This is a genomic window from Serratia sp. L9 (assembly GCF_050632285.1).
Lineage (GTDB): Bacteria > Pseudomonadota > Gammaproteobacteria > Enterobacterales > Enterobacteriaceae > Chania.
Genome location: NZ_CP192591.1, coordinates 1,187,857 through 1,214,309 on the forward strand (window position 1 = coordinate 1,187,857; position 26,453 = coordinate 1,214,309).

The 26,453-nt window shown below is 53.0% G+C and carries 16 protein-coding genes and 4 pseudogenes; 10 read left to right on the forward strand and 10 right to left on the reverse strand.

The annotated features are described in order from the left end of the window. Nucleotides 1-161 precede the first annotated feature (161 nt). Nucleotides 162-2,960, forward strand: a complete 2,799-nt coding sequence (gene polA, locus ACQ86O_RS05555) for a DNA polymerase I (RefSeq protein ID WP_431224438.1) — start codon at nucleotides 162-164, stop codon at nucleotides 2,958-2,960. Between the two features lie 473 nt (nucleotides 2,961-3,433). Here polA and yihA read toward each other — a convergent pair whose 3' ends face one another. After that, nucleotides 3,434-4,081: a ribosome biogenesis GTP-binding protein YihA/YsxC gene (gene yihA / locus ACQ86O_RS05560; protein WP_431224439.1), complete on the reverse strand. Its 648-nt coding sequence runs from the start codon at nucleotides 4,079-4,081 to the stop codon at nucleotides 3,434-3,436. Between the two features lie 485 nt (nucleotides 4,082-4,566). Between yihA and ACQ86O_RS05565 the strand changes: the two genes are divergently transcribed. From ACQ86O_RS05565 to hemN, 3 genes and pseudogenes are all read left to right on the forward strand, one after another. Beyond that, the gene (locus ACQ86O_RS05565; protein ID WP_431224440.1) at nucleotides 4,567-4,704 is read left to right on the forward strand and encodes a hypothetical protein; all 138 of its coding nucleotides are present in this window, start codon (nucleotides 4,567-4,569) and stop codon (nucleotides 4,702-4,704) included. 120 nt (nucleotides 4,705-4,824) lie between these two features. Then, a pseudogene (gene yihI, locus ACQ86O_RS05570) lies at nucleotides 4,825-5,372 on the forward strand (Der GTPase-activating protein YihI). Between the two features lie 186 nt (nucleotides 5,373-5,558). Then, entirely contained in the window at nucleotides 5,559-6,932 is a 1,374-nt protein-coding gene (hemN, locus tag ACQ86O_RS05575) for an oxygen-independent coproporphyrinogen III oxidase (RefSeq protein ID WP_431224441.1), read from the forward strand. A gap of 35 nt (nucleotides 6,933-6,967) precedes the next feature. On the opposite strand, the gene ACQ86O_RS05580 is transcribed toward hemN, so the two are convergent. The 4 genes from ACQ86O_RS05580 to glnA form a co-directional block, all read right to left on the reverse strand. Next, nucleotides 6,968-7,090 carry a YshB family small membrane protein gene (locus ACQ86O_RS05580; RefSeq protein ID WP_431225657.1) on the reverse strand — a complete coding sequence of 41 codons (123 nt, stop codon included), beginning with the start codon at nucleotides 7,088-7,090 and terminating at the stop codon, nucleotides 6,968-6,970. A 112-nt stretch (nucleotides 7,091-7,202) separates the two neighbouring features. After that, nucleotides 7,203-8,615 (reverse strand): nitrogen regulation protein NR(I), encoded by a 1,413-nt coding sequence (glnG, locus tag ACQ86O_RS05585; protein ID WP_431224442.1) that lies wholly within the window; start codon nucleotides 8,613-8,615, stop codon nucleotides 7,203-7,205. Nucleotides 8,616-8,617: 2 nt separating this feature from the next. Continuing rightward, nucleotides 8,618-9,673 (reverse strand): nitrogen regulation protein NR(II), encoded by a 1,056-nt coding sequence (gene glnL, locus ACQ86O_RS05590; protein WP_431224443.1) that lies wholly within the window; start codon nucleotides 9,671-9,673, stop codon nucleotides 8,618-8,620. Between the two features lie 292 nt (nucleotides 9,674-9,965). Next, on the reverse strand, nucleotides 9,966-11,375 hold the full coding sequence (gene glnA / locus ACQ86O_RS05595) for a glutamate--ammonia ligase (protein ID WP_431224444.1): 1,410 nt from the start codon (nucleotides 11,373-11,375) through the stop codon (nucleotides 9,966-9,968). A 370-nt stretch (nucleotides 11,376-11,745) separates the two neighbouring features. Between glnA and typA the strand changes: the two genes are divergently transcribed. The 5 genes from typA (at nucleotide 11,746) to fabY (ending at nucleotide 16,798) form a co-directional block, all read left to right on the forward strand. Continuing rightward, a complete protein-coding gene (typA, locus tag ACQ86O_RS05600) occupies nucleotides 11,746-13,569 on the forward strand; it encodes a ribosome-dependent GTPase TypA (protein ID WP_431224445.1) in 1,824 nt (607 codons plus the stop codon). A 166-nt stretch (nucleotides 13,570-13,735) separates the two neighbouring features. After that, entirely contained in the window at nucleotides 13,736-14,326 is a 591-nt protein-coding gene (gene yihX, locus ACQ86O_RS05605) for a glucose-1-phosphatase (RefSeq protein ID WP_431224446.1), read from the forward strand. A 173-nt stretch (nucleotides 14,327-14,499) separates the two neighbouring features. After that, nucleotides 14,500-15,393 (forward strand): virulence factor BrkB family protein, encoded by an 894-nt coding sequence (locus ACQ86O_RS05610; RefSeq protein WP_431224447.1) that lies wholly within the window; start codon nucleotides 14,500-14,502, stop codon nucleotides 15,391-15,393. Further along, on the forward strand, nucleotides 15,390-15,827 hold the full coding sequence (gene dtd / locus ACQ86O_RS05615) for a D-aminoacyl-tRNA deacylase (protein WP_431224448.1): 438 nt from the start codon (nucleotides 15,390-15,392) through the stop codon (nucleotides 15,825-15,827). Before ACQ86O_RS05610 ends, dtd begins: the two co-directional genes overlap by 4 nt. A 23-nt stretch (nucleotides 15,828-15,850) precedes the next feature. Continuing rightward, a complete protein-coding gene (gene fabY, locus ACQ86O_RS05620) occupies nucleotides 15,851-16,798 on the forward strand; it encodes a fatty acid biosynthesis protein FabY (RefSeq protein ID WP_431224449.1) in 948 nt (315 codons plus the stop codon). A gap of 49 nt (nucleotides 16,799-16,847) precedes the next feature. On the opposite strand, the gene ACQ86O_RS05625 is transcribed toward fabY, so the two are convergent. Together ACQ86O_RS05625 and ACQ86O_RS05630 are read right to left on the reverse strand one after the other, a co-directional pair. After that, nucleotides 16,848-18,512, reverse strand: a complete 1,665-nt coding sequence (locus tag ACQ86O_RS05625) for an AsmA family protein (RefSeq protein WP_431224450.1) — start codon at nucleotides 18,510-18,512, stop codon at nucleotides 16,848-16,850. Nucleotides 18,513-18,654: 142 nt separating this feature from the next. Next, nucleotides 18,655-20,049 (reverse strand): nucleobase:cation symporter-2 family protein, encoded by a 1,395-nt coding sequence (locus tag ACQ86O_RS05630; protein WP_431224451.1) that lies wholly within the window; start codon nucleotides 20,047-20,049, stop codon nucleotides 18,655-18,657. Between the two features lie 237 nt (nucleotides 20,050-20,286). Between ACQ86O_RS05630 and gltS the strand changes: the two are divergent. Then, nucleotides 20,287-21,496, forward strand: a pseudogene (gltS, locus tag ACQ86O_RS05635) (sodium/glutamate symporter). Between the two features lie 45 nt (nucleotides 21,497-21,541). On the opposite strand, the pseudogene recG reads toward gltS, so the two are convergent. The 3 genes and pseudogenes from recG to spoT all read right to left on the reverse strand — a co-directional run bounded on the left by recG (nucleotide 21,542) and on the right by spoT (nucleotide 26,436). After that, a pseudogene (gene recG / locus ACQ86O_RS05640) lies at nucleotides 21,542-23,622 on the reverse strand (ATP-dependent DNA helicase RecG). After that, nucleotides 23,619-24,316 (reverse strand): annotated as a pseudogene (trmH, locus tag ACQ86O_RS05645) (tRNA (guanosine(18)-2'-O)-methyltransferase TrmH). The pseudogenes recG and trmH overlap by 4 nt, the downstream one beginning before the upstream one ends. Before the next feature lie 5 nt (nucleotides 24,317-24,321). Next, a complete protein-coding gene (spoT, locus tag ACQ86O_RS05650) occupies nucleotides 24,322-26,436 on the reverse strand; it encodes a bifunctional GTP diphosphokinase/guanosine-3',5'-bis pyrophosphate 3'-pyrophosphohydrolase (protein ID WP_431224452.1) in 2,115 nt (704 codons plus the stop codon). Nucleotides 26,437-26,453: the final 17 nt, after the last annotated feature.

Consider the following 26,453-nt stretch of genomic DNA (forward strand, 5'->3'; position numbering starts at 1 on the left):
TATAATTCGGTATCTAATCTATGCACAAAGTTATCCACAGGCAGGATCTTGTAGATCGCTTCGCATAATCAGATCTAATTTAGTCGTAATGCACGCTAAGATTCGTCACCAGCGGCTAGCTATGGCATGCTTACCCCAGTCCCTTTCAAAAAAGAAACGCTATGGCCCAGATTGCAGAAAACCCATTAATCCTGGTGGATGGTTCCTCTTACCTTTACCGCGCCTACCATGCCTTCCCACCGCTGACCAACTCGTCCGGTGAGCCGACCGGAGCGATGTACGGTGTGCTGAACATGCTGCGCAGCCTGCTGCTGCAGTATACTCCCAGCCATGTTGCGGTGGTGTTTGATGCAAAAGGGAAAACCTTCCGCGATGACCTGTTTGCCGAATATAAATCTCACCGGCCACCGATGCCGGACGATCTGCGTATGCAGATCGAGCCACTGCACCAGATGGTAAAAGCCATGGGGCTGCCGCTCTTGGTGACGCCGGGCGTAGAGGCCGATGACGTTATCGGTACGTTGGCGCAAGAGGCAGAAAAAGCGGGCCATGCCGTATTGATCAGCACGGGTGATAAAGATATGGCGCAGTTGGTAACGCCTAATATCACTTTGATCAATACCATGAACAACACCATTCTGGGTCCCGAGGAAGTTTGCGATAAATATGGCATTCCCCCAGAGTTGATTATCGACTTCCTGGCGTTGATGGGCGATTCATCGGATAACATTCCAGGTGTGCCGGGCGTTGGTGAGAAAACCGCTCAGGCGTTGTTGCAAGGGTTGGGCGGCCTGGATGCGCTCTATGCAAATCTTGAAAGCATTGCGACGTTAAGCTTCCGTGGTGCCAAGACCATGGCAGCCAAGTTGGAGCAGAATAAAGAGGTGGCCTACCTCTCTTACAAACTGGCCACGATTAAAACCGACGTTGAGCTGGATTTAAGCTGCAGTGAACTGGCAGTCAGCTCACCGGATATCGACCAACTGCAGGCATTGTTTAAACGCTATGAATTTAAACGCTGGATGGCCGATGTTGAAGCGGGTACCTGGCTAGAAAGCAAAGGTGCAGTCCGTAAGGCCAGCTCTGCTGCAAAACCGACAGCCGTTGAACCGCAGGCACCAAGAGCCGCATCAGAAGCTACTTTATCGCAGGAAGGTTACGTGACAATCCTGGATGAGGAGGCTTTGGCAGATTGGATGCAACGCTTGAAAAAAGCTGAAGTTTTCGCCTTCGACACCGAAACCGATGGTCTGGATACCCTCACAGCCAATTTGATTGGCTTGTCCTTCGCCATCGAACCGGGTGTTGCTGCCTATCTGCCAGTGGCGCACGATTATCTGGATGCGCCACCACAGTTAGATCGTAACCAGGTGCTAGCCACCCTGAAACCGCTGCTGGAAGATGAAAAAGCGCTGAAGGTGGGCCAGAACCTGAAGTTCGATAAGAGCCTGCTGGCACGTTATGACATCAACCTGCGCGGTATTGCCTACGACACCATGCTCGAATCCTACGTGCTGGACAGCGTCAGTGGCCGCCATGATATGGATAGCCTGGCCGATCGTTATCTTGGTCATAAAACCATTACCTTTGAAGAGATTGCTGGCAAAGGCAAAAAACAGCTGACCTTTAACCAGATTGCTCTTGAGCAGGCTGCTCCTTATGCGGCGGAAGATGCGGACGTTACACTACAGCTGCATTTGGCCATGTGGCCGCAGCTGAAAGAAAGCCAGAGCCTGCTGACGGTATTCAATGAGATTGAAATGCCATTGTTGCCGGTGCTCTCCCATATCGAACGAACCGGGGTTCTGATCGATCCCAATATTCTGGCTGCACACTCCAAAGAGCTGACCAAACGCCTGGCGGAACTTGAGGTGCAGGCGCACGAACTGGCAGAAGAGCCGTTTAATCTGGCCTCAACCAAACAGCTGCAGGCCATTTTGTATGAAAAACAAAAGCTGCCAATACTGAAAAAAACCCCTGGTGGCGCTCCTTCAACCAATGAAGAAGTCCTGGCCGAGCTGGCCCTGGATTACCCATTACCCAAGGTGATCCTGGAATACCGCGGGTTGGCAAAACTGAAAACCACCTATACCGACAAGCTGCCGCTGATGATCAACCCGGTCAGCGGTCGGGTACATACTTCTTATCATCAGGCCGTAACAGCAACGGGTCGTCTGTCATCCAGCGATCCAAACCTTCAGAATATCCCGGTGCGTAACGATGAAGGCCGTCGTATTCGGCAGGCGTTTATTGCTCCGGAAGGTTATCGCATTGTCGCCGCGGACTACTCCCAGATTGAGTTGCGTATCATGGCCCATCTGTCACAGGATGTAGGTTTACTCAAGGCTTTCGCGGAAGGTAAAGATATTCACCGTGCAACGGCAGCAGAAGTATTTGGTCTGGCATTGGACAAAGTTACCCACGAACAGCGTCGTAGCGCCAAGGCGATTAACTTTGGTCTGATCTACGGTATGAGTGCATTTGGCCTGGCGCGTCAGTTGGGGATCCCGCGTGGTGAAGCACAGCGCTATATGGATCTTTACTTCGAGCGCTACCCTGGTGTGCTGGAATATATGGAGCGAACCCGGCAACAGGCTGCCGAGCAGGGCTATGTCAGTACCCTGGATGGTCGCCGGCTGTACCTGCCAGATGTCCGCTCCAGTAATGGCATGCGTCGCAAAGCAGCCGAAAGAGCGGCGATTAACGCGCCTATGCAGGGCACTGCCGCGGATATCATCAAGCGTGCGATGATAGAGGTGGATGCTTGGCTGCAAGGGCAAGAGAAGCCTCTGGTGCGCATGATTATGCAGGTACACGATGAACTGGTGTTTGAAATCCATGAGTCGGCTATTGAGGCTGCCAGCCTGCGCATTCACGAGCTGATGGAAAGCAGCATGCAACTGGCGGTGCCACTTAAGGTGGATATTGGGGTAGGCAAGAACTGGGATGAGGCTCACTAACCGTCATCTACTTTTGGTAATTGAGCAACATGCATCGGCCACTATTTCCGCAAAATAGCCGTTCTTACTGCCTAAAGTATGTAAGTAAACTACAAAAAATTCTTTTGCAGCCCGAAAAAATGATGTAGAGTTAGCGGCGTAGGGTACAGAGGTAAGATGTTCTATCTTTCAGACCTTTTACTTCACGTAATCGGATTTGGCTGAATATTTAGCCGCCCCAGTCAGTATTGACTGGGGCGTTTTTTATGGTAAAAGCACCCTGAAACCAACGCATTCTCTTATCGAAGCCTGGTTTTCCTGCGCGATGTCAATAGTTGCAACATCCACCTTTCAGTTAAGCCCCCGACTTTCATCGGTGTTCTCTGGTCGTTTCCTTTCAAAACTGTAATTAGATAACAGAAAACACAGCGCAGCGTAGGACAGACGTAAAAAAACCGATGTCTCTGCATCGGCTCTTTTTACATCAGGGGGAATCATTCCCCGCCGATGTCGTCTTCTGGCAGTACTTCCGGTGGGATTTCGTTAAACCAGGTGTTCAGTTTCTGGCTGAGTTTGTCGACACCGATCTTTTTTGGTGATGAGAAAGCTTCTACCTGAATATCACCCATAAACGGCAGCACGGCTTCACGCACCAGATTAAGCTGTGCCTTGCGCGCGCCAGAGGCCAGCTTATCGGCTTTGGTCAGTAGAACCAGCACCGGGGTGCCGACGTCTACGGCCCACTGGATCATTTGCTGATCGAGGTCTTTCAGCGGATGGCGGATATCCATCAGCACCACCAGGCCTTTCAGGCAGTTACGCATCTGCAGGTATTCACCCAGCGCCCGCTGCCATTTACGCTTCATCTCTTCCGGCACTTCGGCATAGCCATAACCTGGCAGGTCGACCAGGCGAATACCTTCTTCTACTTCAAACAGGTTGATTAGCTGAGTACGGCCAGGCGTTTTACTGGTACGCGCCAGGCTTTTCTGATTGGTCAGGGTATTTAGTGCGCTGGATTTACCGGCGTTGGAACGACCGGCGAACGCAACTTCAATACCTTCATCCCCCGGAAGGTGGCGAATATCGGGCGCACTGGTGACGAAGTGGGTCACGTGATAATTGTAATTCTTGCTGGTCAAAATCTTTCGTCTCCGCGAGGATGGCTATCTGGTTGGCGATTATAACTGCATCAGCGATAAAAGGGTGTGTTTCTCCGTTTTTAAGCGTTTGCCCACAAAGTTTTTGTGGCAAACCGGCACCTGCCGTGTGAGACATTGACCATTCGAACTGAGGGTAATGTCGCTTTATTCGAAAGCCGATATTATTGTTTTCTTTATAAAACAATAAGTTGAATTTTCGATATTAAAGATATTGCCGTAAGCCAACTGTAGGTACCTTGAGTGCAACCCATAAAAGCGTAAAGTAGGTTGCAACGCAGGACGCGAAGGAATCAGGAACATCCAGGAAGGGTGAAAAATCTCAGGGAACACACAGGATGTGTGATGAGTACCAGGATGATGTCAGAGGGATTTGAGACTATTTATATCGGAGCGTATAAATAGCTTACGGATGGTGAAGTAACGGCAATTTGGATGCACGCGGGAAGCGCACTCAGGAAGAGTGGATGTATATGGATTGCGCCAAGGACGATTTTCCTTTCAGGATGAAAGACGTAGTTGCAGGGAATGCGGTTATTGCAGATGGAAAGACCGGGATGTTGAGTGTGCGCATGGAGCGCGAAGCAAGAATATCCTTCGACTGAAGGTGCGAAATAGGCGGCAGGTTTAACCTGCCGCCTTTTTTCTTTGTCTGCTTTCTGCTAGATTCCGCCGCAATCGTATAGCAACTCTATACTGAACTTACATACCTAAGAGCATAAGCTATGAACCAGCCATCAAAAGCACCTCGCGCCCCACGCAACAGCGCGGCGACGTCAAAAAGTAAAAGAAAAGTCGTGTGGAGCTCGATCAGGAAGCTCGTGAGCGCAAGCGTCTTAAAAAACGCCGTGGTCTTGCTTCCGGTTCCCGTACCCAGGTCGATGCCACAAACCAGAAAAATAAAACTGGGGCGCAACCCAAGGATCCACGTATCGGCAGTAAAGTGCCGGTTGCACTGTTGGTCGAAGCTAAAGCGCAGGTAAAATCACAGCCGAAACCTAAGGTTGCAGAAAAGCCGCGCCTGTCCCCAGAAGAAGAATTGACCAAGCTGGAAAACGATGAGCGTCTGGATGCATTGCTCGATCGCCTGGATGAGGGTGCAACCCTTAATGCTGAAGATCAGGCTTACGTCGATCAAACCCTGGATCGTATCGATGCCCTGATGGAGCAGTTAGGTATCGAATTGGGTGATGAAGACGACGAAGAAGAAGAAGAGAAGAAAGAAGACATCCTGAAACTGCTGAAAGGCGGTAACCCAAAAGAAGTATTTTAACCGGTTATGTGGCTGATCCCAGTAATAGCCTTACTGTTGACATGTTATCTGCTGTGGTTATTCGGTAAACTATGGCGGCTGTCGAAGCGCAAAGCGCGTTTTCGCGGCGCTTCCGCGGCCAGACAGCGTAGACAACTGCCCATTTCCCGGCCCGGTAGGAAAAAATATCGGAAGGAGTGAGTAAGCATGTCAGAACAGAGCATTGTCTGGGATTTGGCCCTGATCCAAAAATATAACTATTCAGGCCCGCGTTACACCTCATACCCCACAGCACTGGAGTTTAGCCAGAGCTATGACGAAGCCGCGTTCCAACGTGCCGCGGCACGTTATCCTGAGCGCCCGCTTTCGCTGTATGTCCATATTCCTTTCTGCCACAAGCTCTGCTATTTCTGCGGTTGCAACAAGTTGGTGACGCGCCAGACGCACAAGGCGGACGAATACCTGACCCTGTTAGAGCGAGAGATTGTCGCTCGTGCACCGCTGTTTGCTGGGCGTAAGGTCAGCCAGATGCATTGGGGCGGTGGTACACCGACCTACCTTGATAAACAACAAATCAGCAGGCTGGTGGCCATGCTGCGCCAGCACTTCGATTTTCAGCCCGAGGTGGAAATGTCGATTGAAGTCGACCCACGGGAAATCGAGCTGGATGTGCTGGATCACTTGCGTGCAGAAGGCTTTAATCGCCTCAGCATGGGCGTGCAGGACTTCAATAAGGAAGTGCAGCGCCTGGTTAACCGCGAGCAGGATGAGGAGTTTATTTTTGCCCTGATCGCCCGTGCAAAAGCGCTGGGGTTCAACTCGACCAATATTGATCTGATTTATGGCCTGCCCAAGCAGACGCCTGAGAGTTTCGCCTTCACGCTGCAACGAGTCGCCGAGCTTAACCCGGATCGTCTGAGCGTTTTCAACTACGCACACTTGCCGAGTTTGTTCGCCGCTCAACGCAAAATCAAAGATGCCGACTTGCCTAGCGCCCAACAGAAACTCGATATTTTGCAGCAAACTATCGCTTCACTGACGGGATCCGGCTACCAGTTTATCGGTATGGATCACTTTGCTCGGCCCAACGATGAACTTGCCATCGCTCAGCGCGAAGGCAGGTTGCACCGCAACTTCCAGGGTTACACCACGCAAGGGGACAGCGATCTGCTGGGGCTGGGGGTTTCCGCCATCAGTATGCTTGGCGACAGTTATGCGCAGAACCAGAAAGAGCTGAAGGTGTACTACTCGAGTATCGAAGAGCAGGGTAATGCGCTGTGGCGTGGCTTGGCAATGACGGAAGACGATTGCCTGCGCCGTGACGTCATCAAGACACTGATTTGCAATTTTCAATTGGATTATCAACCCGTCGAGCAGCAGTATGGGATCACGTTTGCGGAGTACTTTGCTTCGGATCTGGAGTTGTTGGCACCGTTTGAGCGTGACGGGCTGGTGGAACGTGATGAACATAGCATTCGCGTAACACCACGTGGGCGCTTGCTGATCCGTAATATTTGTATGTGTTTCGATATCTATCTGCGTAAACAGGCTCGCGCCCAACAGTTCTCACGCGTGATTTGATTTATAAAACCACAGCCGCATTGGCAGCTGTGGTTTTAACTGAAGAAATTGATCAGTGCAACGCACAACACAGCAGCAACGGCTGCCTGCGGCGTGTGGCTGATCGCAGAGCCGACGTCTGCACCTTGACTAATAAAGACGATGAGTGAGTCCAGCATCGTAACCTCCCATGTTTGCGACTCGATCATACTGCCGCCGGTAACCCTGTAAAGTCTCAATTCGTCTATTTTTTGTGCGCTCCATTGTATTTTTAATAATCAGCGCACTAAATCACTCCATCCCTAATTCTTTCAGCTTACGTGTTAAGGTATTTCTGCCCCATCCCAATAAACGCGCGGCTTCCTGCTTGTGTCCTTGGGTATGCCTTAGCGCGGTCGTGAGCAGGGTACGCTCCATTTCTGGCTGTGCTTCAGACAACAGGTTTTGATGACCGGAACGCAGTGCGCGATCGGCCCATTGTGCCAATAGGGTCGCCCAGCTGTCCGGCAGGCCTTGGCTGCTGGACTCCGGTGTGGTTGTTTCAAACAGTTCGCCCGGCAGATCCTGGATCAAGACTTCCTGCCCGGCCGCCATCACGGTTAACCAGCGGCAGGTGTTTTCCAACTGACGCACGTTGCCAGGCCAGGGCAAGCGGGTGAGGGCTGTTTCTGTTTCCGGATGCAGATTCTTGGCTTCCACACCCAGCTCTTTTGCTGCCACCTGCAGGAAGTAGCGCGCCAGACGCGGGATATCTTCACGGCGCTCACGTAATGGCGGCAGGTGAACGCGGATCACGTTCAGGCGGTGGAATAAATCCTCACGGAATTTACCCTCCTGCACGCGCAACTCCAGGTTCTGGTGAGTGGCGGCGATGATGCGCACATCCACTTTTACCGGCGCATAACCTCCTACCCGGTAGAATTGGCCGTCAGCCAGCACGCGCAACAAACGGGTTTGCACATCTAACGGCATGTCACCGATTTCATCCAGGAACAGCGTACCGCCATCGGCCTGCTCAAAACGGCCCTGACGGATCTGGTTGGCGCCAGTAAAGGCTCCTTTCTCGTGACCAAACAGTTCGGATTCGATCAGATCCTTAGGGATGGCGGCCATATTCAGTGCGATAAAGGGGGATTTGGCCCGTGGGCTGTGGCGGTGCAATGCATGTGCGACCAGTTCTTTACCGGTTCCCGACTCCCCGTTTATCAGCACGCTGATAGAGGAGCGCGACAGACGGCCAATAATACGGAAAACATCCTGCATTGCCGGGGCTTCGCCAATGATATCCGCGACAGGATCGCTGGCGGGTTGGCTGCGTGCGGGTTGCTGCTGTTCCTGATAATGGCTGATGGCGCGCTCTACCAGCGCCACGGCTTCATCAATATCAAAAGGTTTTGGCAGGTAATCGAAAGCACCTTGCTGATAGGCACTCACCGCCGCATCCAGATCCGAATGCGCCGTCATTATGATGACCGGAAGCATCGGATGGCGTTGTTTTATCTGCTTTAGCAGTGCTAGGCCATCCATACCCGGCATGCGGATATCAGATAGCAATACGTCGGGAGTTTGCGTAGCCAATGCAGCTAACACGGCATTGCCATTGTCGAAGGTGGCGCAGCTTAAGCCGGCTCCAGTGAGTGCGCGTTCAAGCACCCAACGGATGGAGCTATCGTCATCTACGATCCAGACTATCCCTCGTTGCATAGCTACCTCGACTTCCGAATAGGCAGGTAAACCGAGAATTCGGTATGCCCTGGCCAACTGTTAAATTCAATTTTTCCGCAATGCTGATCGATCAGACTGCGGGCGATGGATAATCCCAGGCCGGTACCGCCTTCACGGCCACTCACCATGGGGTAGAACAGGGTGTCTTGCAGTTGTGCCGCTACGCCGGGGCCGTCATCTTCAATATCGATACGTGCTGATAACCGATAACGGGTGCCATGCAAAGTAATCTGGAACGCAGTACGTGTGCGTAGCGTGATGGTTCCACCGGTTTCACTCAGTGCCTGCAGTGCGTTGCGGGTGATATTGAGCAACACCTGTTCTATTTGGTCCGGATCGTGCGCCAGTTCAGGCAGACTGGGATCGTAATCACGTACCAGCGTGACATTATCCGGTTTTTCCAGTGATACCAGTTGGCAGACTCGCTCCACCACCTGATGAATACTCTGGGTAATATGTTGGCCGGGGCGCTGTGGCCCGAGCAGGCGATCTACCAGATTACGCAGCCGATCGGCTTGTTCGATAATCACCTTGGTGTATTCGGTTAATGCCGGGTCAGGCAGAGCTTTAGCCAACAATTGTGCTGCGCCACGCAGGCCACCAAGGGGATTTTTGATTTCATGGGCTAACCCGCGCACCAGATCGCGTGCGGCAATCTGCTGGGCATGCTGCAGCTGTTCCTGGCTCAGGCGGCGCTGGTTATCCATCGGGGCCAGTTCAATCAGGATAAAGCCTTCCGGTAACGCCTGCGCGGTCAATGAGAGAATATGTGCGCGGCTGTCGACTACCAGGGTCACTTCGCTATCGGTAAAGCCTTGGCCTGCATTCAGGCTCTCACGCATCAAATCGATATTCAGCGAAAAATAACCGAGCAACTCGGGCAGTGGCGTACCAAAAAGTTTACGGGCACTTTGCGCCAACAGTTGCTGTGCCGCCGGGTTCGCATAGTGAATGGCCAGCCGATCGTCCAACAGCAAAATACTGTTGATAAGAGAATTGAGGATCTGCCCTGCTTCGGGCAGCTTGCCAGTTGCCATATATGCCCTTCATCTTTCAAGACGCAGCGTTGTTGGCTGCCCTTACTCACACCTGTCACTTGGCAGACCAAGCTCCGGTTGGTTCGCTCGGTTGCCGTCTCGCTGCGCCTGGAAATCTCTTGAGCATAGCAGACGACTGCACCGTTTTAGTGCATCCATCCTACTTCATCCGTCGCGGTATGAAATAGTTTTATAGAAGATAGGGTGGAGAAAAAGCCCATCCGAAGATGGGCTAAAAAGTTTCCACGGCAACAAAAAACGACGCGCCCTCCGCAGAGGACGCGGGTATGACTTAAACGCTGTAGTACAGTTCGAATTCAACCGGGTGTGGCGTCATGCGAACGCGATCCATCTCTTCTTTACGCAGGTCGATGTAAGCGTCGATCGCGTCGTCGGTGAATACGCCGCCACGGGTCAGGAATTCACGGTCTTCGTTCAACGCAGCCATCGCTTCGTCCAGCGAGCCTGCAACTTTTGGAATTTCCGCTTCTTCTTCCGGTGGCAGGTCATACAGGTTTTTGTCCATGGCATCGCCAGGATGGATCTTGTTGATGACGCCGTCCAGGCCAGCCATCAGCAGCGCAGCGAAGCACAGGTATGGGTTAGCCGCTGGGTCCGGGAAGCGGGCTTCGATACGGCGCGCTTTCGGGCTGGCAACCACGGGAATACGGATTGAAGCTGAACGGTTACGGGCAGAGTAAGCCAGCATGACCGGGGCTTCGTAACCTGGGACCAGACGCTTGTAAGAGTTGGTGGTCGGGTTAGCCAGGGCGTTGATTGCTTTAGCGTGCTTGATGATGCCGCCGATGTAGAACAGCGCCATTTCAGATAGGCCGCCGTATTTGTCGCCAGCGAACAGGTTGGTGCCGTTCTTGGACAATGACATGTGGCAGTGCATACCGGAACCGTTATCACCGAACATCGGTTTTGGCATAAAGGTTGCGGTTTTGCCAAACGCGTGGGCCACGTTGTGAACCACGTATTTGTAGATTTGGATTTCGTCGGCTTTCTTGGTCATGGTGTTGAAGCGGGTGGCCACTTCGTTCTGACCTGCTGTTGCCACTTCGTGGTGGTGAGCTTCAACCACCAGACCCATTTCTTCCATGGTCAGACACATGGTAGAACGGATGTCCTGTGAAGAGTCAACCGGTGGCACTGGGAAGTAACCGCCTTTTACTGGAGGACGGTGGCCTTTGTTGCCGCCTTCGTATTTGGTGCTGGTGTTCCAGGCGCCTTCAATGTCATCGATGCTTACGTGAGAACCACGGATGCTGCTGCCGAAACGCACGTCATCAAACAGGAAGAATTCTGGTTCTGGCCCGAACAGCACGGTATCGGCGATGCCCGAAGAGCGCAGGAAATCTTCCGCACGTTTTGAAATCGAACGAGGGTCACGATCGTAGCCCTGCATGGTGCCTGGCTCGAGAATGTCACAACGAATGATCAGGGTAGACTCTTCGAAGAACGGATCCAGAACTGCCGTGCTGGCGTCTGGCATCAGCACCATGTCAGATTCGTTGATGCCCTTCCAACCACCGATTGAGGAGCCGTCAAACATTTTACCTTCTTCGAAGAAGTCGGCATTTACCTGATGAGCTGGGATAGTAACGTGTTGTTCTTTACCCTTGGTATCGGTGAAACGCAGGTCTACGAATTTCACTTCATGCTCATTCAGCATCGTCAGAACGTGTTCAGCGGACATACTTAACTCTCCCGGATTTATCATTGTCGTCGTCGTGGAACGAATCTGTGTAACTGGCTTGATTTCGCCTTGATTAGACTAAAGCGAAAACTGTGCCAACTTTTTAAAAGCGAAAAAATCGCCTGTTTGCGCGGGTTTTACTCATGGCCAGTATGCACCATTAATGATCTAACGCACTAAGATAGTGCAATTTATCGATGCCAAGCACTAAAATGGTGCAAAATGAGTCCGGCTGCTGCTTTTTGCACCGTGAAAGGGATCACAAACTAACCTGTACACAGTTGTTTATAAGAGAGTGTTGTGATCTTGTTTAGTCCCTCGCTTAATACGTGTACAATAGCGCGCTATTTCTAATGCCTGAGGCAAAGCTGTGATCGAAAATTTGCGTAACATCGCCATTATTGCCCACGTTGACCATGGTAAGACCACCCTGGTTGACAAGTTGCTGCAACAATCCGGTACTTTCGGAGAGCGTGCAGAAGCCACTGAACGTGTAATGGACTCCAACGATTTGGAGAAAGAGCGTGGGATTACTATCCTCGCAAAAAACACCGCCATTAATTGGAAAGACTACCGCATCAACATCGTAGATACCCCAGGACACGCCGACTTCGGCGGCGAGGTAGAACGTGTGATGTCAATGGTCGACTCGGTGTTGCTGGTTGTGGATGCAATGGATGGCCCAATGCCGCAAACCCGTTTTGTGACCAAGAAAGCATTTGCTAATGGTCTGAAACCGATCGTGGTAATCAACAAGGTTGACCGCCCTGGCGCTCGCCCGGACTGGGTTGTTGATCAGGTCTTCGACCTGTTCGTAAACCTGGATGCAACCGACGAACAACTCGATTTCCCAATCATCTATGCATCTGCCTTGATGGGTATCGCGGGTGCTGACCATAACGATATGGCTGAAGACATGACCCCGCTGTATCAGGCGATCGTCGACCACGTATCTGCACCGCAGGTTGAGCTGGAAGCTCCGTTCCAGATGCAAATCTCTCAACTTGACTACAACAACTATGTTGGTGTTATCGGCATCGGCCGTATCAAGCGCGGTAAAGTTAAGCCTAACCAGCAGATCACCGTCATCGACAGTGAAGGCAAAACCCGTAACGGTAAAGTCGGTAAAGTGCTGACTCATATGGGTCTGGAGCGTATCGAAGCGACCGTGGCCGAAGCGGGCGACATCATCGCGATCACCGGTCTGGGCGAACTGAACATCTCTGACACCATTTGTGATGTGAGCGCAGTAGAAGCGTTGCCAGCACTGTCTGTAGATGAGCCAACCGTAAGCATGTTCTTTAACGTCAACACCTCTCCGTTCTGCGGTAAAGAAGGCAAGTATGTGACTTCACGTCAGATCCTTGAGCGCCTGAACAAAGAGCTGGTACACAACGTTGCGTTGCGCGTTGAAGAAACTGCAGATGCTGATGCGTTCCGTGTTTCAGGCCGTGGTGAACTTCACCTGTCTGTGCTGATCGAAAACATGCGTCGTGAAGGTTTTGAACTGGCCGTTTCCCGTCCGAAAGTTATCTTCCGTGAAATCGATGGCCGCAAACAAGAGCCGTTCGAAAACGTCACCTTGGATATCGAAGAACAGCATCAGGGTTCTGTGATGCAGGCGATGGGTGAGCGTAAAGCTGACCTGAAAAACATGGATCCAGATGGTAAAGGCCGTGTGCGTCTTGATTATGTGGTGCCAAGCCGTGGTTTGATCGGTTTCCGTAACGAATTCATGACCATGACTTCGGGTACCGGTCTGCTGTACTCCACCTTTAGCCACTACGACGATGTCCGTCAAGGTGAAGTGGGCCAGCGTCAGAACGGCGTGCTGATCTCCAACGGTCAGGGTAAAGCGGTAGCGTTCGCGCTGTTTGGTCTGCAAGATCGCGGCAAGCTGTTCCTGGGCCACGGTGCTGAAGTCTATGAAGGCCAGATCATCGGTATTCACTCACGTTCTAACGACCTGACCGTGAACTGCCTGACCGGTAAAAAACTGACCAACATGCGTGCTTCCGGTACTGACGAAGCCACCACCTTGGTACCCGCTATCAAGATGTCTCTGGAGCAGGCTCTGGAATTCATCGATGATGACGAATTGGTCGAAGTCACGCCAACCTCGATCCGTATCCGTAAGCGTCACCTGACGGAAAACGATCGTAAGCGTGCAAACCGTGGTCCTAAAGAAGCTTAATCAGCCGATTTAAACCGCAATGCTTAGGGCGTGTAACAGCGCCCTGAGTTTTTTCCTCTGCCTTTCCCCGTTTCTACGGCGTGCCAAACGATTTTCACTCCGCTCCCTGTTCAGTCTTAACTTTTCCCGTTACAGTGAAATCTTACTGGCCCATCGGGAGAGGACTATGCTGTATATCTTTGATTTAGGTAATGTGATTGTCGATATCGATTTCAAACGTGTACTGGGTGTATGGAGCAACCTTAGCGGTACACCGCTGGCGATGTTGTCCGATCGCTTTAGCATGGGCGAGGTTTTCCAGCAGCATGAGCGCGGTGAGATCAGCGACGAAGAGTTTGCGGCAAAACTGTGTGAAGAGATGGGGATTGCGCTCAGTTTCGAGCAGTTTGCTACCGGTTGGCAGGCGGTGTTTGTCGCCCTGCGCCCGGAAGTGATCGACATTATGCATCGCCTGCGTAGCGAGGGGCATCGCGTCGTAGTGTTATCAAATACTAACCGCCTGCACTGTAATTACTGGCCGCAACATTACCCACAGGTAGCAGAGGCCGCCGATCATATGTACCTCTCGCAAGATATCGGCATGCGCAAGCCCGATGCCAATATCTACCAGCATGTGCTAAACGAGGAAAACATGCCGCCGGAGCAGGCGGTATTTTTTGACGATGTGGCAGCTAACGTTGCAGCAGCTGAAGCACTTGGGATCAAAGCGGTGCACGTCACCGATCGCCAGGTTGTGCCGGCTTATTTTGCTCAATAATCACCGTACGTTAAGCTTAAGGCGTACCCGTCGTCTTTCAAGCTGCAGCGTTGTTACCTGCACTATCTCACCCCAGTCACTTACTAAACGTAAGCTCCTGGGGATGAGATAGCTTGTCGCCTAGCTGCAACTCGAAATCCATAGGGTAAAGACTGACATCAGAGGAAGAAGATATGTCGTTTTTCCGCCGCAAAAAGCTGCCAACGTCGATCACGCCCGGTATTACCTTCGGGCGGTTGCTGTTTAAACGTATTGATGACGATGGCCTGACCATGTTGGCGGGCCATCTGGCATTCGTTTCGCTACTTTCACTGGTGCCATTGATCACCGTAGTGTTTGCGCTATTTGCCGTTTTCCCTATGTTCGCTGACATCAGTGTCCAGTTGAAAAGCTTTATTTTCTCCAACTTTATGCCTGCTGCTGGTAACGTACTTCAGCGTTACCTGGAACAATTCGTTGCCAATTCCAACAAGATGACTGCAGTGGGGATTTGCGGTCTGATTGTCACCGCGCTGTTGCTGATTTCCTCGGTAGATAGCGTGTTGAACACCATTTGGCGCAGCAAAAATAAACGGCCTATCGTGTTTTCCTTTGCCGTTTACTGGATGGTGCTGACCTTGGGCCCGCTGCTGGTGGGGGCCAGTATGGCCATCAGTTCTTATCTGTTATCGCTGAACTGGTTAACGCAAACCGGCGTAAACAGCCTGGTGGATGAAGTGTTACGTATTTTTCCGCTGATCCTGTCGTGGGTCTCCTTCTGGTTGTTATACAGCGTGGTGCCAACGGTGCGTGTCCCCCCGAAGGATGCCCTGATCGGCGCGCTGGTGGCGGGGGCACTGTTCGAACTGGGCAAGAAGGGGTTTGCGCTGTACGTCACCATGTTCCCGTCATATCAGCTGATCTATGGCGTGTTGGCGGTGATCCCGATTTTATTCCTGTGGGTCTATTGGAGCTGGTGTATCGTGTTACTCGGTGCCGAAATCACCGTAACCCTCGGTGAGTATCGTGTTTACCGGCAACAAAAAGCAGAACAACAGCCAAAACAGGAGCAGGAAGGGCCTTTATGATTGCGTTAATTCAACGGGTATCAAATGCCAACGTCACGGTAGAAGGGAAAATAGTCGGCGAGATCGGCCTGGGTTTGTTGGTGTTATTGGGCGTTGAGCAGGATGACAATGAACAGAAAGCCGAACGTTTGTGCGAGCGGGTTTTAGGCTACCGTATTTTCGGTGATGAGAATGACAAGATGAATCTGAACGTCCGGCAAGCGGGTGGAAGCGTGCTGGTCGTGTCACAGTTCACCTTGGTAGCGGATACCCAGAAAGGCATGCGCCCGAGCTTCTCGCGCGGTGCCGTGCCACAAGAGGCAGATCGGTTGTATCGCTATTTTGTTGGCCAGTGCCGTGAGCGCGGTGTTGAAACCCAGACCGGTGAGTTTGCCGCCGATATGAAAGTGTCATTGGTGAACGACGGGCCGGTAACATTCTGGCTTCAAGTTTAAGCAATACGAGAGAGAAGGCGTCTATGTATCACCTACGAGTACCCGTTACAGAGCAAGAACTGAAGGATTATTACCAGTTTCGCTGGGAAATGCTGCGTAAGCCATTGCACCAGCCAGTGGGTTCGGAAAAGGATGCCTACGACGCCATGGCGCACCATCAAATGGTGGTGGATGAGAATAGCCGCATTGTGGCTATTGGTCGTTTATATATCAATGCCGATAACGAAGCCGCTATCCGCTTCCTGGCCGTTGATCCTACGGTGCAGGACAAAGGGTTGGGAACGCTGGTTGCGATGACCCTGGAATCGGTAGCACGCCAGGAAGGAGTCAAACGGGTGGTGTGTAGCGCCCGTGAAGATGCTGTGGATTTCTTTGCCAAACTCGGGTTTATCAATCAGGGTGAGATTACTGCGCCACAAACGACGCCTATCCGCCATTATCTGATGATCAAGCCGGTGGCAACACTGGACGATATCCTGCATCGCCCCGACTGGTGCGGGCAGTTACAGCAAGCCTGGTATGAACATATTCCGCTCAGTGAAAAAATGGGGGTACGCATCAGCCAGTATACTGGCCAGCGCTTTGTTACCACCATGCCGGAAGTCGGCAACCAGAACCCACATCATACGCTGTTTGCCGGTAGCCTGTTCTCCTTGGCGACACTGACCGCCTGGGGATTGATCTGGCTGCTGCTGCGTGAACGCCATCTGGGTGGGACGATTATTCTGGCAGATGCGCATATCCGTTATAGCAAACCCATCACCGGGCGGCCGCGAGCGGTTGCCGATCTCAGTTCACTCAGTGGCGATCTTGCCCGTTTGGCGCGTGGCCGCCGGGCGCGAGTGCAGGCGGAGGTGCATTTATTCGGTGATGATGACAAAGGGGCGGTATTTGAAGGGACTTATATGGTGCTGCCTGCCGAACCGGATGAGCCGTTGGACAAAGGCGGTTCAGAAGCAATCCCTAACTGAATACCGCCGACTTAACATGCAGGGTTCGGTAATGCCGAACCCTTTTTCATTATGGCAACTGTTGTTCCAGCGTTTGCCCCTCTTTACTGGTGGCCTGTAATTGGCCTTGCAGTGAAGCCTTGAATGGCCCATCGCTGTTCAGCAGCCCTTTTAACTGCAATTGCAGGTTACCCTCTCCTTCCAATGGAATGTGCTGCCATCCCCATTGTTGCAAAGTGTTCAACGGTACCGAGCGGCCGCTAAAGTTTAACGTGAACGGTTTGCCGGGCAATTGGCTGACGTTTACCTTGGCATCCAACAGGCCATCGGGCATAAAGGCGCTCAGTTCGGTAACGTTGATCTGCTGGGCATCGGCATCCAATGCCAGCGAAGGGCGGCGTATGTCGACCTTGTTGAAGGTGGCATCGTTGCCGTTAAATTTCATCGAACCCGACCAGACTCCCCACTGATGATCTTTGGCTAACAGCAGGTTACTGCCATAACCGTCCAGCGCGGTGATTTGGAACGGGAAATCCGGGTTGATATCGATAATCAGGTTACGATTCGTGGTCATCTTGCCGATATACACCTCGGCCAGCCAGCTTGGCAGCGGTTGTAGCCACAACGTACGCCAGTTGATAGGCAATGTGTACTCCAGCGCAGCTACGGCCACCTCATCTAACTGCAAACGCTTATTGGCCCGCAGCCAGTTGCCTGAGGTTCGTAATAGCCCACCTTCCCAACGGGTGGTGAATTGCCCAATGGCAATACCCGCCGGGGAGAGCTGCATATTCATGATCGGATCGATTAAATGGAAACTACCGTTGATGAGATCGCCCGCGTTGAAGTCGAGCAACCCGTTTTGGCTACTCCAGTCCCCCTGCTGGAAGGTGACATTTTGCAGCGACAGATCGAGATCGTTAACCGCCCACTCTTTCCCTTCCAGGCGAGCATCGATCAGATCAAAACGTTTCACCGTGATGGGTGGCAGTGCCGTGAAGCGATCCCAGAACTGCTCCAGCGTTAACGGCGTTTGCAGGCGTACATTGCTCAGCCGTAAGCGTTCTACCAACCAGCTGCCATCGGCTGCCCGGCTGGCAACGCCCGTCAGATCTCCTTGCGCCAACCCGGCACCGAAGTCGCTTAATATCAATTGGTTCTGCTTGATTTCACCCTGCACCAACACTTGTGAGGCAGGAATGCCGTTCAATACCATGACACCGGCACTCAGTTGGAACTGATTGTTTTCACCGAGCAGATGGCCGGTTTTGGGTTGCCACGGATTGATACCGGCATTCACCTTCTCGGCGTTTAATTGCCAGGTCTCATCGTTATAGTGCAGCGCCATATTACTTAGTTGCAGTACATCAGCCTGGATGGGCAGAACGGCACCCTGCTGTGGCTGCAGGTTGAGGGTGCCATCGCGCAAGGTTATGCTGTCGAAATAGCCGAAATCGGTGATCTGCCGCAGGCTGAATGCCAGGTTGACCTGCTTGGCAGCCAGAATCTGCGGTTGGTTGGCTCGGGTAAAAGCAACGCCCTCCAGGCTGATTTGCCCAGGTTTGCTCCACGAGTGAGAGATTTTTTCCAGCGAAAGGCGATATTCACTGTTATCGCTGATCCAACGGCTCAAGGTGCCTGCAGCCCAGCGGGTTTGCCCTACAACATAGAGCAATACCGCCGCAAGCACTACCAGCAGCAGTAATGTCAGCAACAGTTTTCCGATAAATTTCATCGTTGGAGTCCGTAGCGGTCAGAAAAGATACCTTGTTTATGCCGCAACTAGCTCGCCAGCTCAAGTGCAATAGACTGAAAGACAATAAAAAAAGGCCGATAGCGGTTTGCTTTCGGCCTTTTTTCTAACCGCGTTAAAGCGCTTATTTCTCAGGTGGGAACACCAGATTCAACACAATGGCAGTGATCCCGCCGGCTGCGATACCGGAAGAAAGCAGGGTTTTCAGCCAGTCTGGTGCAAATTGCAGGATCAGGGGTTGTTGGGAAACCCCCATGCCAACGGCCAGCGACAGTGCCATGATCATCACCGCACGGCGGTTTAGCGTCTCACGGGAAACGATACGCACGCCAGAGGCGGCGATGGTGCCAAACATCACAATGGTGGCACCGCCTAGTACCGGCTCAGGGATATGCTGCACAAAACCGGCGACCGCCGGGAACAACCCTAACAGGATCAGCATCAGCGCCACGACAAAACCCACGTAGCGGCTGGCAACGCCGGTCAGTTGGATCACCCCGTTGTTCTGGCCGAAGCAGGAGTTCGGGAAGGTATTGAATACGGCAGACAGCATCGAGTTCAGGCCGTTGGCCAGCACGCCTCCCTTAAGGCGCTTCATATAGAGCGGGCCGCTGACCGGCTGTTCGGATACGTCAGAGGTGGCAGTGATATCACCGATGGTTTCCAGAGAAGTGACCATAAAGATCAGCATCAGCGGCAATAGCAGGTTCCAGTCAAAACCCAGGCCGTAATAAAGCGGTGTAGGAATAGTGATAGCGGCGGTTTGCGTGACTGGCTGAGTTTCGGGCAGCATGCCCATTACCCAGGCCAGCAGATAGCCGACGGCCATGGCAATCACCAAAGAGGCGACGCGCAGGTAGGGGTTACGTTGGCGGTTAAGCAGAATGATAACCACCAGAACCGCACCGGCCAGCAGCAAATTCTTGGGGGTACCGAAGGTATGGTCGTTCATGGCCGCATAGCCACCACCGATAGAGGTCAGCCCAACCTGAATCAATGACAGGCCGATGATCATCACCACAATGCCGGATACCAGCGGGGTAATAATGCGGCGCGCCAGATGCAGCACGCGTGACAGCAAGATTTCGGTACATGAAGCGACCATCAGGGTGCCAAACAAAGCAGCCATCATGGTTGGCACGTCGGCGCCGCCGTTTTTCAACGCCAAGCCGCCCATAATCAGCGGAGAGACAAAATTGAAGCTTGTGCCTTGAATCGACAACAAGCCAGAACCCACCGGGCCCCAGGTTTTGATTTGCAGAATAGAAGCCAGACCGGAAGCAAACAGTGACATGCTGATGATGTGTTGGGTGTCTTGCGCAGGCAAACCAAGCGCCTGGCAGATCAGCAAGGCTGGGGTTATCACGGCAACGAACATTGCCAACAGATGCTGGCTGGCGGCAAACAGGGTTTGCGGCAACGGCGGGCGATCTTCCAGGCGATAAATCAGTTCACTGTTGCTTGGCGCTGCTGCAGATGCTCGTTGTACGGCTTCGAGCTCGGCGGATTGGATGGTCATGGTGTGGCATTCCCAAAGGCGGCAAAGAAGGCATTTTAATGATCCAGTTCACAAAAGCAAACGGTTGCGCATTTATATTTTTGGCTAACCCGGTCCTTTAATGTCGCATTTTCGTTCATTTTTTCTTGTGTTATTAGCCGTTTTTACTTTTAATCCAGCATTCACTAAGTTAAAAAACTGAGTAAATTTTATAACTTATTATTTTATTGGATGTTTTCCTCTACACGGAGTACCTGGATGTTTCATCTTGATACTTATGGCACCTTAGTCGCTGCCACACTGGTTTTGCTCCTCGGGGGCAAATGTGTGCGCTCCATTCCTCTGCTTAGAAAATACACGATCCCGGCCCCTGTGGCGGGGGCCTCCTGGTCGCGTTATTGCTGCTGGTTATGAAAAAAACTGCCAACTGGGAAATCAGCTTTGATATGTCGCTGAAAGACCCGTTGATGCTGGCCTTTTTTGCCACTATCGGCCTGAATGCCAATCTGGCGCGCCTGCGTGCCGGGGGCAAGGCGCTGATGGTGTTCCTGTTTGTGGTGCTGGGATTGCTGCTGGTGCAGAACGCCATTGGTATTGCTATGGCGAAGATGCTGGGGCTGGATCCCTTGATGGGATTGATTGCCGGTTCAATTACGCTTTCCGGCGGGCATGGCACTGGCGCTGCTTGGAGCAAGGTGTTCATTGAACGCTACGGATTTGAAAATGCCACCGAAGTGGCGATGGCCTGTGCCACATTTGGCCTGGTGCTGGGGGGTTGATTGGTGGCCCGGTGGCCCGCTACCTGGTGAAACACTCCTCTACGCCAGAGGGAACGCCGGAAGACAGCGTGCAGCCAAGCGGTTTTGAAAAGCCGGAAAGTGCCCGAATGATCACCTCATTGGTGATGGTGGAAACCATTGCCATGATTGCCATCTGTTTGAGCATCGGCAACTTTATTGCCGGGTTATTGAACGGTACTGCCTTCGAACTGCCAACCTTTGTCTGCGTATTGTTTGTCGGTGTGATCCTCAGTAATACCCTATCGGCAACAGGTTTCTACCAGGTGTTCGAGCGGGCGGTTTCGGTATTGGGTAACGTGAGCCTTTCGCTTTTCCTGGCGATGGCGTTGATGAGCCTGCGCCTGTGGGAGTTGGCTTCGTTGGCATTGCCGATGTTGGCAATCCTTGCGGTACAGACGCTGGTGATGGCGCTGTACGCCATCTTTGTGACCTATCGCGTGATGGGTAAAAACTATGATGCCGCTGTGCTGGCTGCTGGCCACTGCGGTTTTGGTATGGGTGCGACGCCGACGGCGATTGCCAATATGCAGGCGATTACCGATCGTTTCGGTCCTTCGCATCTGGCGTTTCTGGTGGTGCCCATGGTTGGGGCGTTCTTTATCGATATCGCCAATGCCATCGTAATCAAGCTGTATCTGATGCTGCCGGTGTTCCCGGCGATTGGCTAAGGTAAATGGATGTGATAGCCCCTCTTCTGGAGAAAAGGGGCTATCTTAGGCGTTTGAGTAACGGGTGGTTTCCGGTAACCAGCGTTCAATCAGGGCATGAGCGTGCTGCGGATATTGCTGGTGAATATGGCGTGCTACGCGCTGAACCTCTGGGATCATGGCCTGATCGCGCAACAAATCCGCCACTTTGAATTCTGCACTGCCGGTTTGGCGCGTGCCTAATAACTCACCGGGCCCGCGGATCTCCAAATCCTGCTGAGCAATCACAAACCCATCGTTACTGTCGCGCAGCACTTGCAGGCGCTTCTGGGCAGTTTTGCTGAGCGGTGTTTTATACAGCAGTACACAATGCGAGGCAATTGCACCACGGCCAACCCGGCCACGTAATTGGTGCAACTGTGCCAGGCCCAGCCTTTCTGGGTTTTCGATAATCATCAGGCTGGCATTTGGTACATCGACACCGACTTCAATCACCGTCGTGGCTACCAGCAACTGCAACTCACCCTGTTTGAATGCCTGCATTACCGCCTGTTTCTCCTGGGATTTCATGCGGCCATGCACCAGCGCCACTTTCAATTCCGGTAGTGCAATTTTCAATTCTTCCCAGGTTGCTTCCGCTGCCTGGGCTTCCAGCAGATCAGACTCTTCAATCAGTGTACAAACCCAATAGGCTTGGCGGCCTTCTTCGATACAAGCGTTTTTTACCCGCTGGATAATATCCGCCCTGCGAGTGTCAGGTATGGCTACGGTGGTCACCGGGGTACGGCCCGGCGGCAACTCGTCAATCACTGAGGTGTCCAGATCGGCGTAGGCGGTCATCGCCAGGGTACGTGGGATTGGCGTGGCGGTCATGATCAACTGATGGGCATGGAAGCCTTGCTCTTCGCCTTTCTCCCATAGTGCCAGCCGCTGGTGCACGCCAAAGCGGTGTTGCTCATCAATAATTACCAGTGCCAGACCGTTAAACTGCACCTGTTCCTGGAAAATGGCATGGGTTCCAACCACCATGGCTACCTGGCCGCTGGCAATAGCTTCTTGCTGAGCAAGACGCGCTTTGCCTTTTGCTTCCCGGCCAGCCAGCCTACCTCGATCCCAAGCGGTTCGAACCACTGGCGGAAGTTGTTGGCATGTTGTTCAGCCAACAGTTCGGTTGGGGCCATCAGTGCCACTTGTTTACCGTGGGCAATGGCCCGCAAAGCCGCCAGCGCCGCAACCAGCGTTTTACCTGAACCAACGTCGCCCTGAACCAGACGCATCATCGGGAAACCTTTCTGCAGGTCTGCTTCTATATCTGCGACTACCCGGTTTTGCGCGCCGGTAGGGGAGAACGGTAACTGAGCGAGGAAGCGGGTTTTCAGGCTGTCGTCCGGGGCTAGTGATAACGCTTTATAGCTTTGTGCTCCGGCGCGTACTGCCAGCATGCTGAGGTTGTGCGCCAGCAACTCTTCCAGGATCAGGCGCTTCTGTGCGGGGTGTTTCCCCTGCTCCAAATCAACCAATTGAATATCTGGCGGTGGCCGATGCAGAGTATGCAGCGCCTGCGGCAGGCTCATCAAACCGCCGTTCAGTTCTGGCGGCAGCAGTTCAGCAATCGCGCAGGTATCCAGCAACTCAAGAGCCTGGTCGGTTAATTTGCGCAGCGTGGCTTGCCGAATACCTTCGGTGGTGGGATATACCGGCGTCAGGGCTTCTTGCAGCTCGACGTCACTGTTCTCACCCTGAATGCGGTATTCCGGGTGAATGATTTCTGCACCGTGGGTACCACGCTTGACTTCCCCATAGGCCGTAACACGGCGGCCAGTGGCCAGGCTGTTCTTCATTGCTGCGTTAAAATTGAAGAAACGCATGGTCAGTATACCCGTGCCATCGCTGATCTGGCAGGTCAGCATACGGCGGCGTCCAAAGCTGATATCGCTGCGCAGCACTTCCCCTTCCACCGTGGCAAAAATGCCGGGCAGCAGATCATTAATCAGGTAGAGGCGGGTGCGATCTTCGTAGCGTAAAGGGAGATGGAGCAGCAGATCCTGAATGGTATTCAGGCCGATTTTGGCGAGTTTCCCTGCCTGGCTGGCTCCAACCCCGGAAAGTGTTGTAAGCGGGACGGCATCCAGCAGGCGGCCTTTCATCGGCGTACCGTCGTCGCCTGCATGGTTGCCCACCATTCGGCATCGGCAACCACCTGGCCCTGCTCATCAATATGCGGGCGCGGCAGCCCTTTGCGCTTGGCCACGTTGGCCAGCACCGGGTAACCGCCTTCAAATAGCAGACGCTGCTGTTCTTCTTGATCCAGGGCGCAGTGTTCCCGGAGATACATCCCCGCGTTTTGCCGCTGGCGCTGGGCCTCATACAGGATGAGCGCCGAAGCCACGGAAACGTTCAATGATTGCACCATACCGATCATCGGAATAATGATGTCCCGATCCGCCAAGGCTAAGGCTTCTTCGGTAATACCGGTTTTTCCTGCCCCAGCAGCACGCAGGTGGGGCGGGTATAATCTATTTCGCGAAAGTCGACAGCCCGGGCAGAAAGGTGAGTTGCCAGGATTTGCATCCCCTGATCTTTCATATGAGAGACTGCATCGGTGATGGTTCGGTGAGTTTTTACGTTCACCCAACTGTTACTGCCCGCAGCGGAGGAGACCAGCGTGCGCATGCGGGGAGTCGGCCACACGGCATGCACCTGATGCACACCAACGGCGTCGGCGGTACGGATAATTGCGGAGACGTTATGCGGTTTGTGAACCTGTTCCAGGCAGACCGTCAGGTCGGGCTGCCGGGTGGCCAGCATTTCACAAATCCGCGCATAGCGTTCAGGGCTCATAAGCGCTAGTTTCGGTTACGGTTAACTTTAATCACATCCGGCATGATACGGATTTTACGCATGATATTTGCCAAATGGATGCGATCGCGAGTGGTTAATCGAATAAAGGCGCTGTAGACCCGGCCATCTTTCTCTTCAGTATTCAGGCTCTGGATATTCGATTCGGCCGCGTTGATAGCCGCCGTCAGGTTAGCTAACGCGCCCTGATGGTTGAACATGTCCACTTTGATCTCGGCAGTGAACTCCTGTTCACTTTCCATATCCCACTCCACCGCCATAAATTTCTCTGGCTCTTTCTGGTAACCACGGATATTACGGCAGGATTCATGGTGGATCACCAACCCTTTTCCTGGGCTGACATGAGCAACAATGGGGTCGCCTGGGATCGGGCGGCAACACTTGGCGAAGGTAATCAACACGCCATCGGCGCCTTTGATAGCCAGATTACGCACACCGGAAGAGGCTCCCAGGCTGGACTGATCGCCTTGCAGGTTTTTAGCTACCACCACGCTCATGGCATTACCGAGGCCGATTTCTGCCAGCAGATCGTCCAGCGTGGCCAGCTTCATGCGATCCAGCTCATGCTGGATATTTTCCTGCGGCACTTCAGAAAGCTTGCGGCTGCCCCCGAGCGCATGATTGAGCAAGCGACGACCCAGGCTGACAGAATCATCGCGCTTGAGGTTTTTCAGCATCTGGCGGATCTTGGCGCGGGCTTTTGAACTCACCACAAAGTTCAGCCAGGCCGCATTTGGCCGTGCGCCTGGGGCTGTGATGATCTCGACAGTCTGGCCGCTGCTAAGGGATTGCGACAACGGATACGGCTGGCGATCGACACGTGCGCCGACGCAGGCATGGCCGATATCGGTGTGCACGGCATAGGCGAAATCGACAGGTGTCGCACCGGCAGGCAGCTCGACGATACGGCCTTCCGGGGTGAAAACGTAAATCTCATCCGGGAACAGGTCAGACTTTACGCTTTCAATAAATTCAAACGAGCTGCCTGCGCTTTGCTGTAATTCCAGCAGGCTCTGCATCCAGCGCTGGGCACGGATTTGTGCGGTGGTACCGGTGGTTTCACCCGATTCCTTTTCCTTATAGGCCCAGTGTGCGGCAACCCCCATCTCTGCCATCTGATCCATATCTTCGGTACGGATCTGTACTTCAACCGGTACACCATGCGGGCCGATCAGTGAAGTATGCAGCGATTGGTAGCCGTTGGCCTTGGGGATGGCAATATAGTCTTTGACCCGGCCCGGGCGGGGTTTATACAGGCTGTGAGCCTGCCCAAGCACCCTATAACAGGTATCTACCTCTTTCACGATCACCCGGAACGCATAAATATCCATGATGGAATGGAAGCGCTGTTCTTTCAGGTGCATCTTGCAGTAGATGGAGTAAAGGTGTTTTTCCCGGCCACTGACGCGGCAAGGGATACCGGCTTCAGTCAGACGCCCTTCGATCTCGGAGAGGATTTTCTGGATCATCTCCTTACGGTTACCACGAGCGGCTTTCACCACTTCTTTGATTACGCGATAACGGTTTGGATAAAGCGCCTCAAAACCCAGCTCTTCCAACTCGGTTTTCAGATGATGAATACCCAGGCGGTGGGCCAGTGGGCTATAGATTTCCAGGGTTTCGCGGGCGATACGCCGCCGTTTATCAGGGCGCAGCGAGCCTAGTGTCCGCATGTTGTGGGTGCGGTCAGCCAGCTTGATCAATACGACGCGGATATCCTGCACCATCGCCATGATCATTTTGCGGAAGTTCTCCGCCTGCGCTTCTTTTTTATCCTGGAATTTTAATTTATCAAGCTTGGATACGCCTTCAACCAGTTCGGCAACGCTTTTGCCAAACAGTTGTTCCATATCCTGATAGGTGGCCGGGGTGTCTTCGATGACGTCATGCAGCAGGGCTGCCATCAGCGTCTCATGATCGAGACGCATCTCCGCCAGAATACAGGCCACGGCGACCGGGTGAGTAATATAGGGCTCACCGCTGGAGCGTGTCTGTCCCTCGTGAGCGTCACGTGCAACGAGGTATGCCTGTTTGAGGCGCTTAATCTGCTCCTCAGGCAAGTAACGTTGAATCAGCAGATTCAGGCTTTCAAACAGGTACAAGGCAGACTCGCAGTCTA

Excerpts from the sequence above, each read along its gene's own strand:
- polA (WP_431224438.1), top strand. The coding sequence starts at position 162 with ATGGCCCAGATTGCAGAAAACCCATTAATCCTGGTGGATGGTTCCTCT.
- ACQ86O_RS05565 (WP_431224440.1), top strand. The coding sequence starts at position 4,567 with ATGTATATGGATTGCGCCAAGGACGATTTTCCTTTCAGGATGAAAGAC.
- hemN (WP_431224441.1), top strand. The coding sequence starts at position 5,559 with ATGTCAGAACAGAGCATTGTCTGGGATTTGGCCCTGATCCAAAAATAT.
- ACQ86O_RS05580 (WP_431225657.1), bottom strand. The coding sequence starts at position 7,090 with ATGCTGGACTCACTCATCGTCTTTATTAGTCAAGGTGCAGACGTCGGC.
- glnG (WP_431224442.1), bottom strand. The coding sequence starts at position 8,615 with ATGCAACGAGGGATAGTCTGGATCGTAGATGACGATAGCTCCATCCGT.
- glnL (WP_431224443.1), bottom strand. The coding sequence starts at position 9,673 with ATGGCAACTGGCAAGCTGCCCGAAGCAGGGCAGATCCTCAATTCTCTT.
- glnA (WP_431224444.1), bottom strand. The coding sequence starts at position 11,375 with ATGTCCGCTGAACACGTTCTGACGATGCTGAATGAGCATGAAGTGAAA.
- yihX (WP_431224446.1), top strand. The coding sequence starts at position 13,736 with ATGCTGTATATCTTTGATTTAGGTAATGTGATTGTCGATATCGATTTC.
- ACQ86O_RS05610 (WP_431224447.1), top strand. The coding sequence starts at position 14,500 with ATGTCGTTTTTCCGCCGCAAAAAGCTGCCAACGTCGATCACGCCCGGT.
- dtd (WP_431224448.1), top strand. The coding sequence starts at position 15,390 with ATGATTGCGTTAATTCAACGGGTATCAAATGCCAACGTCACGGTAGAA.
- fabY (WP_431224449.1), top strand. The coding sequence starts at position 15,851 with ATGTATCACCTACGAGTACCCGTTACAGAGCAAGAACTGAAGGATTAT.
- ACQ86O_RS05625 (WP_431224450.1), bottom strand. The coding sequence starts at position 18,512 with ATGAAATTTATCGGAAAACTGTTGCTGACATTACTGCTGCTGGTAGTG.
- ACQ86O_RS05630 (WP_431224451.1), bottom strand. The coding sequence starts at position 20,049 with ATGACCATCCAATCCGCCGAGCTCGAAGCCGTACAACGAGCATCTGCA.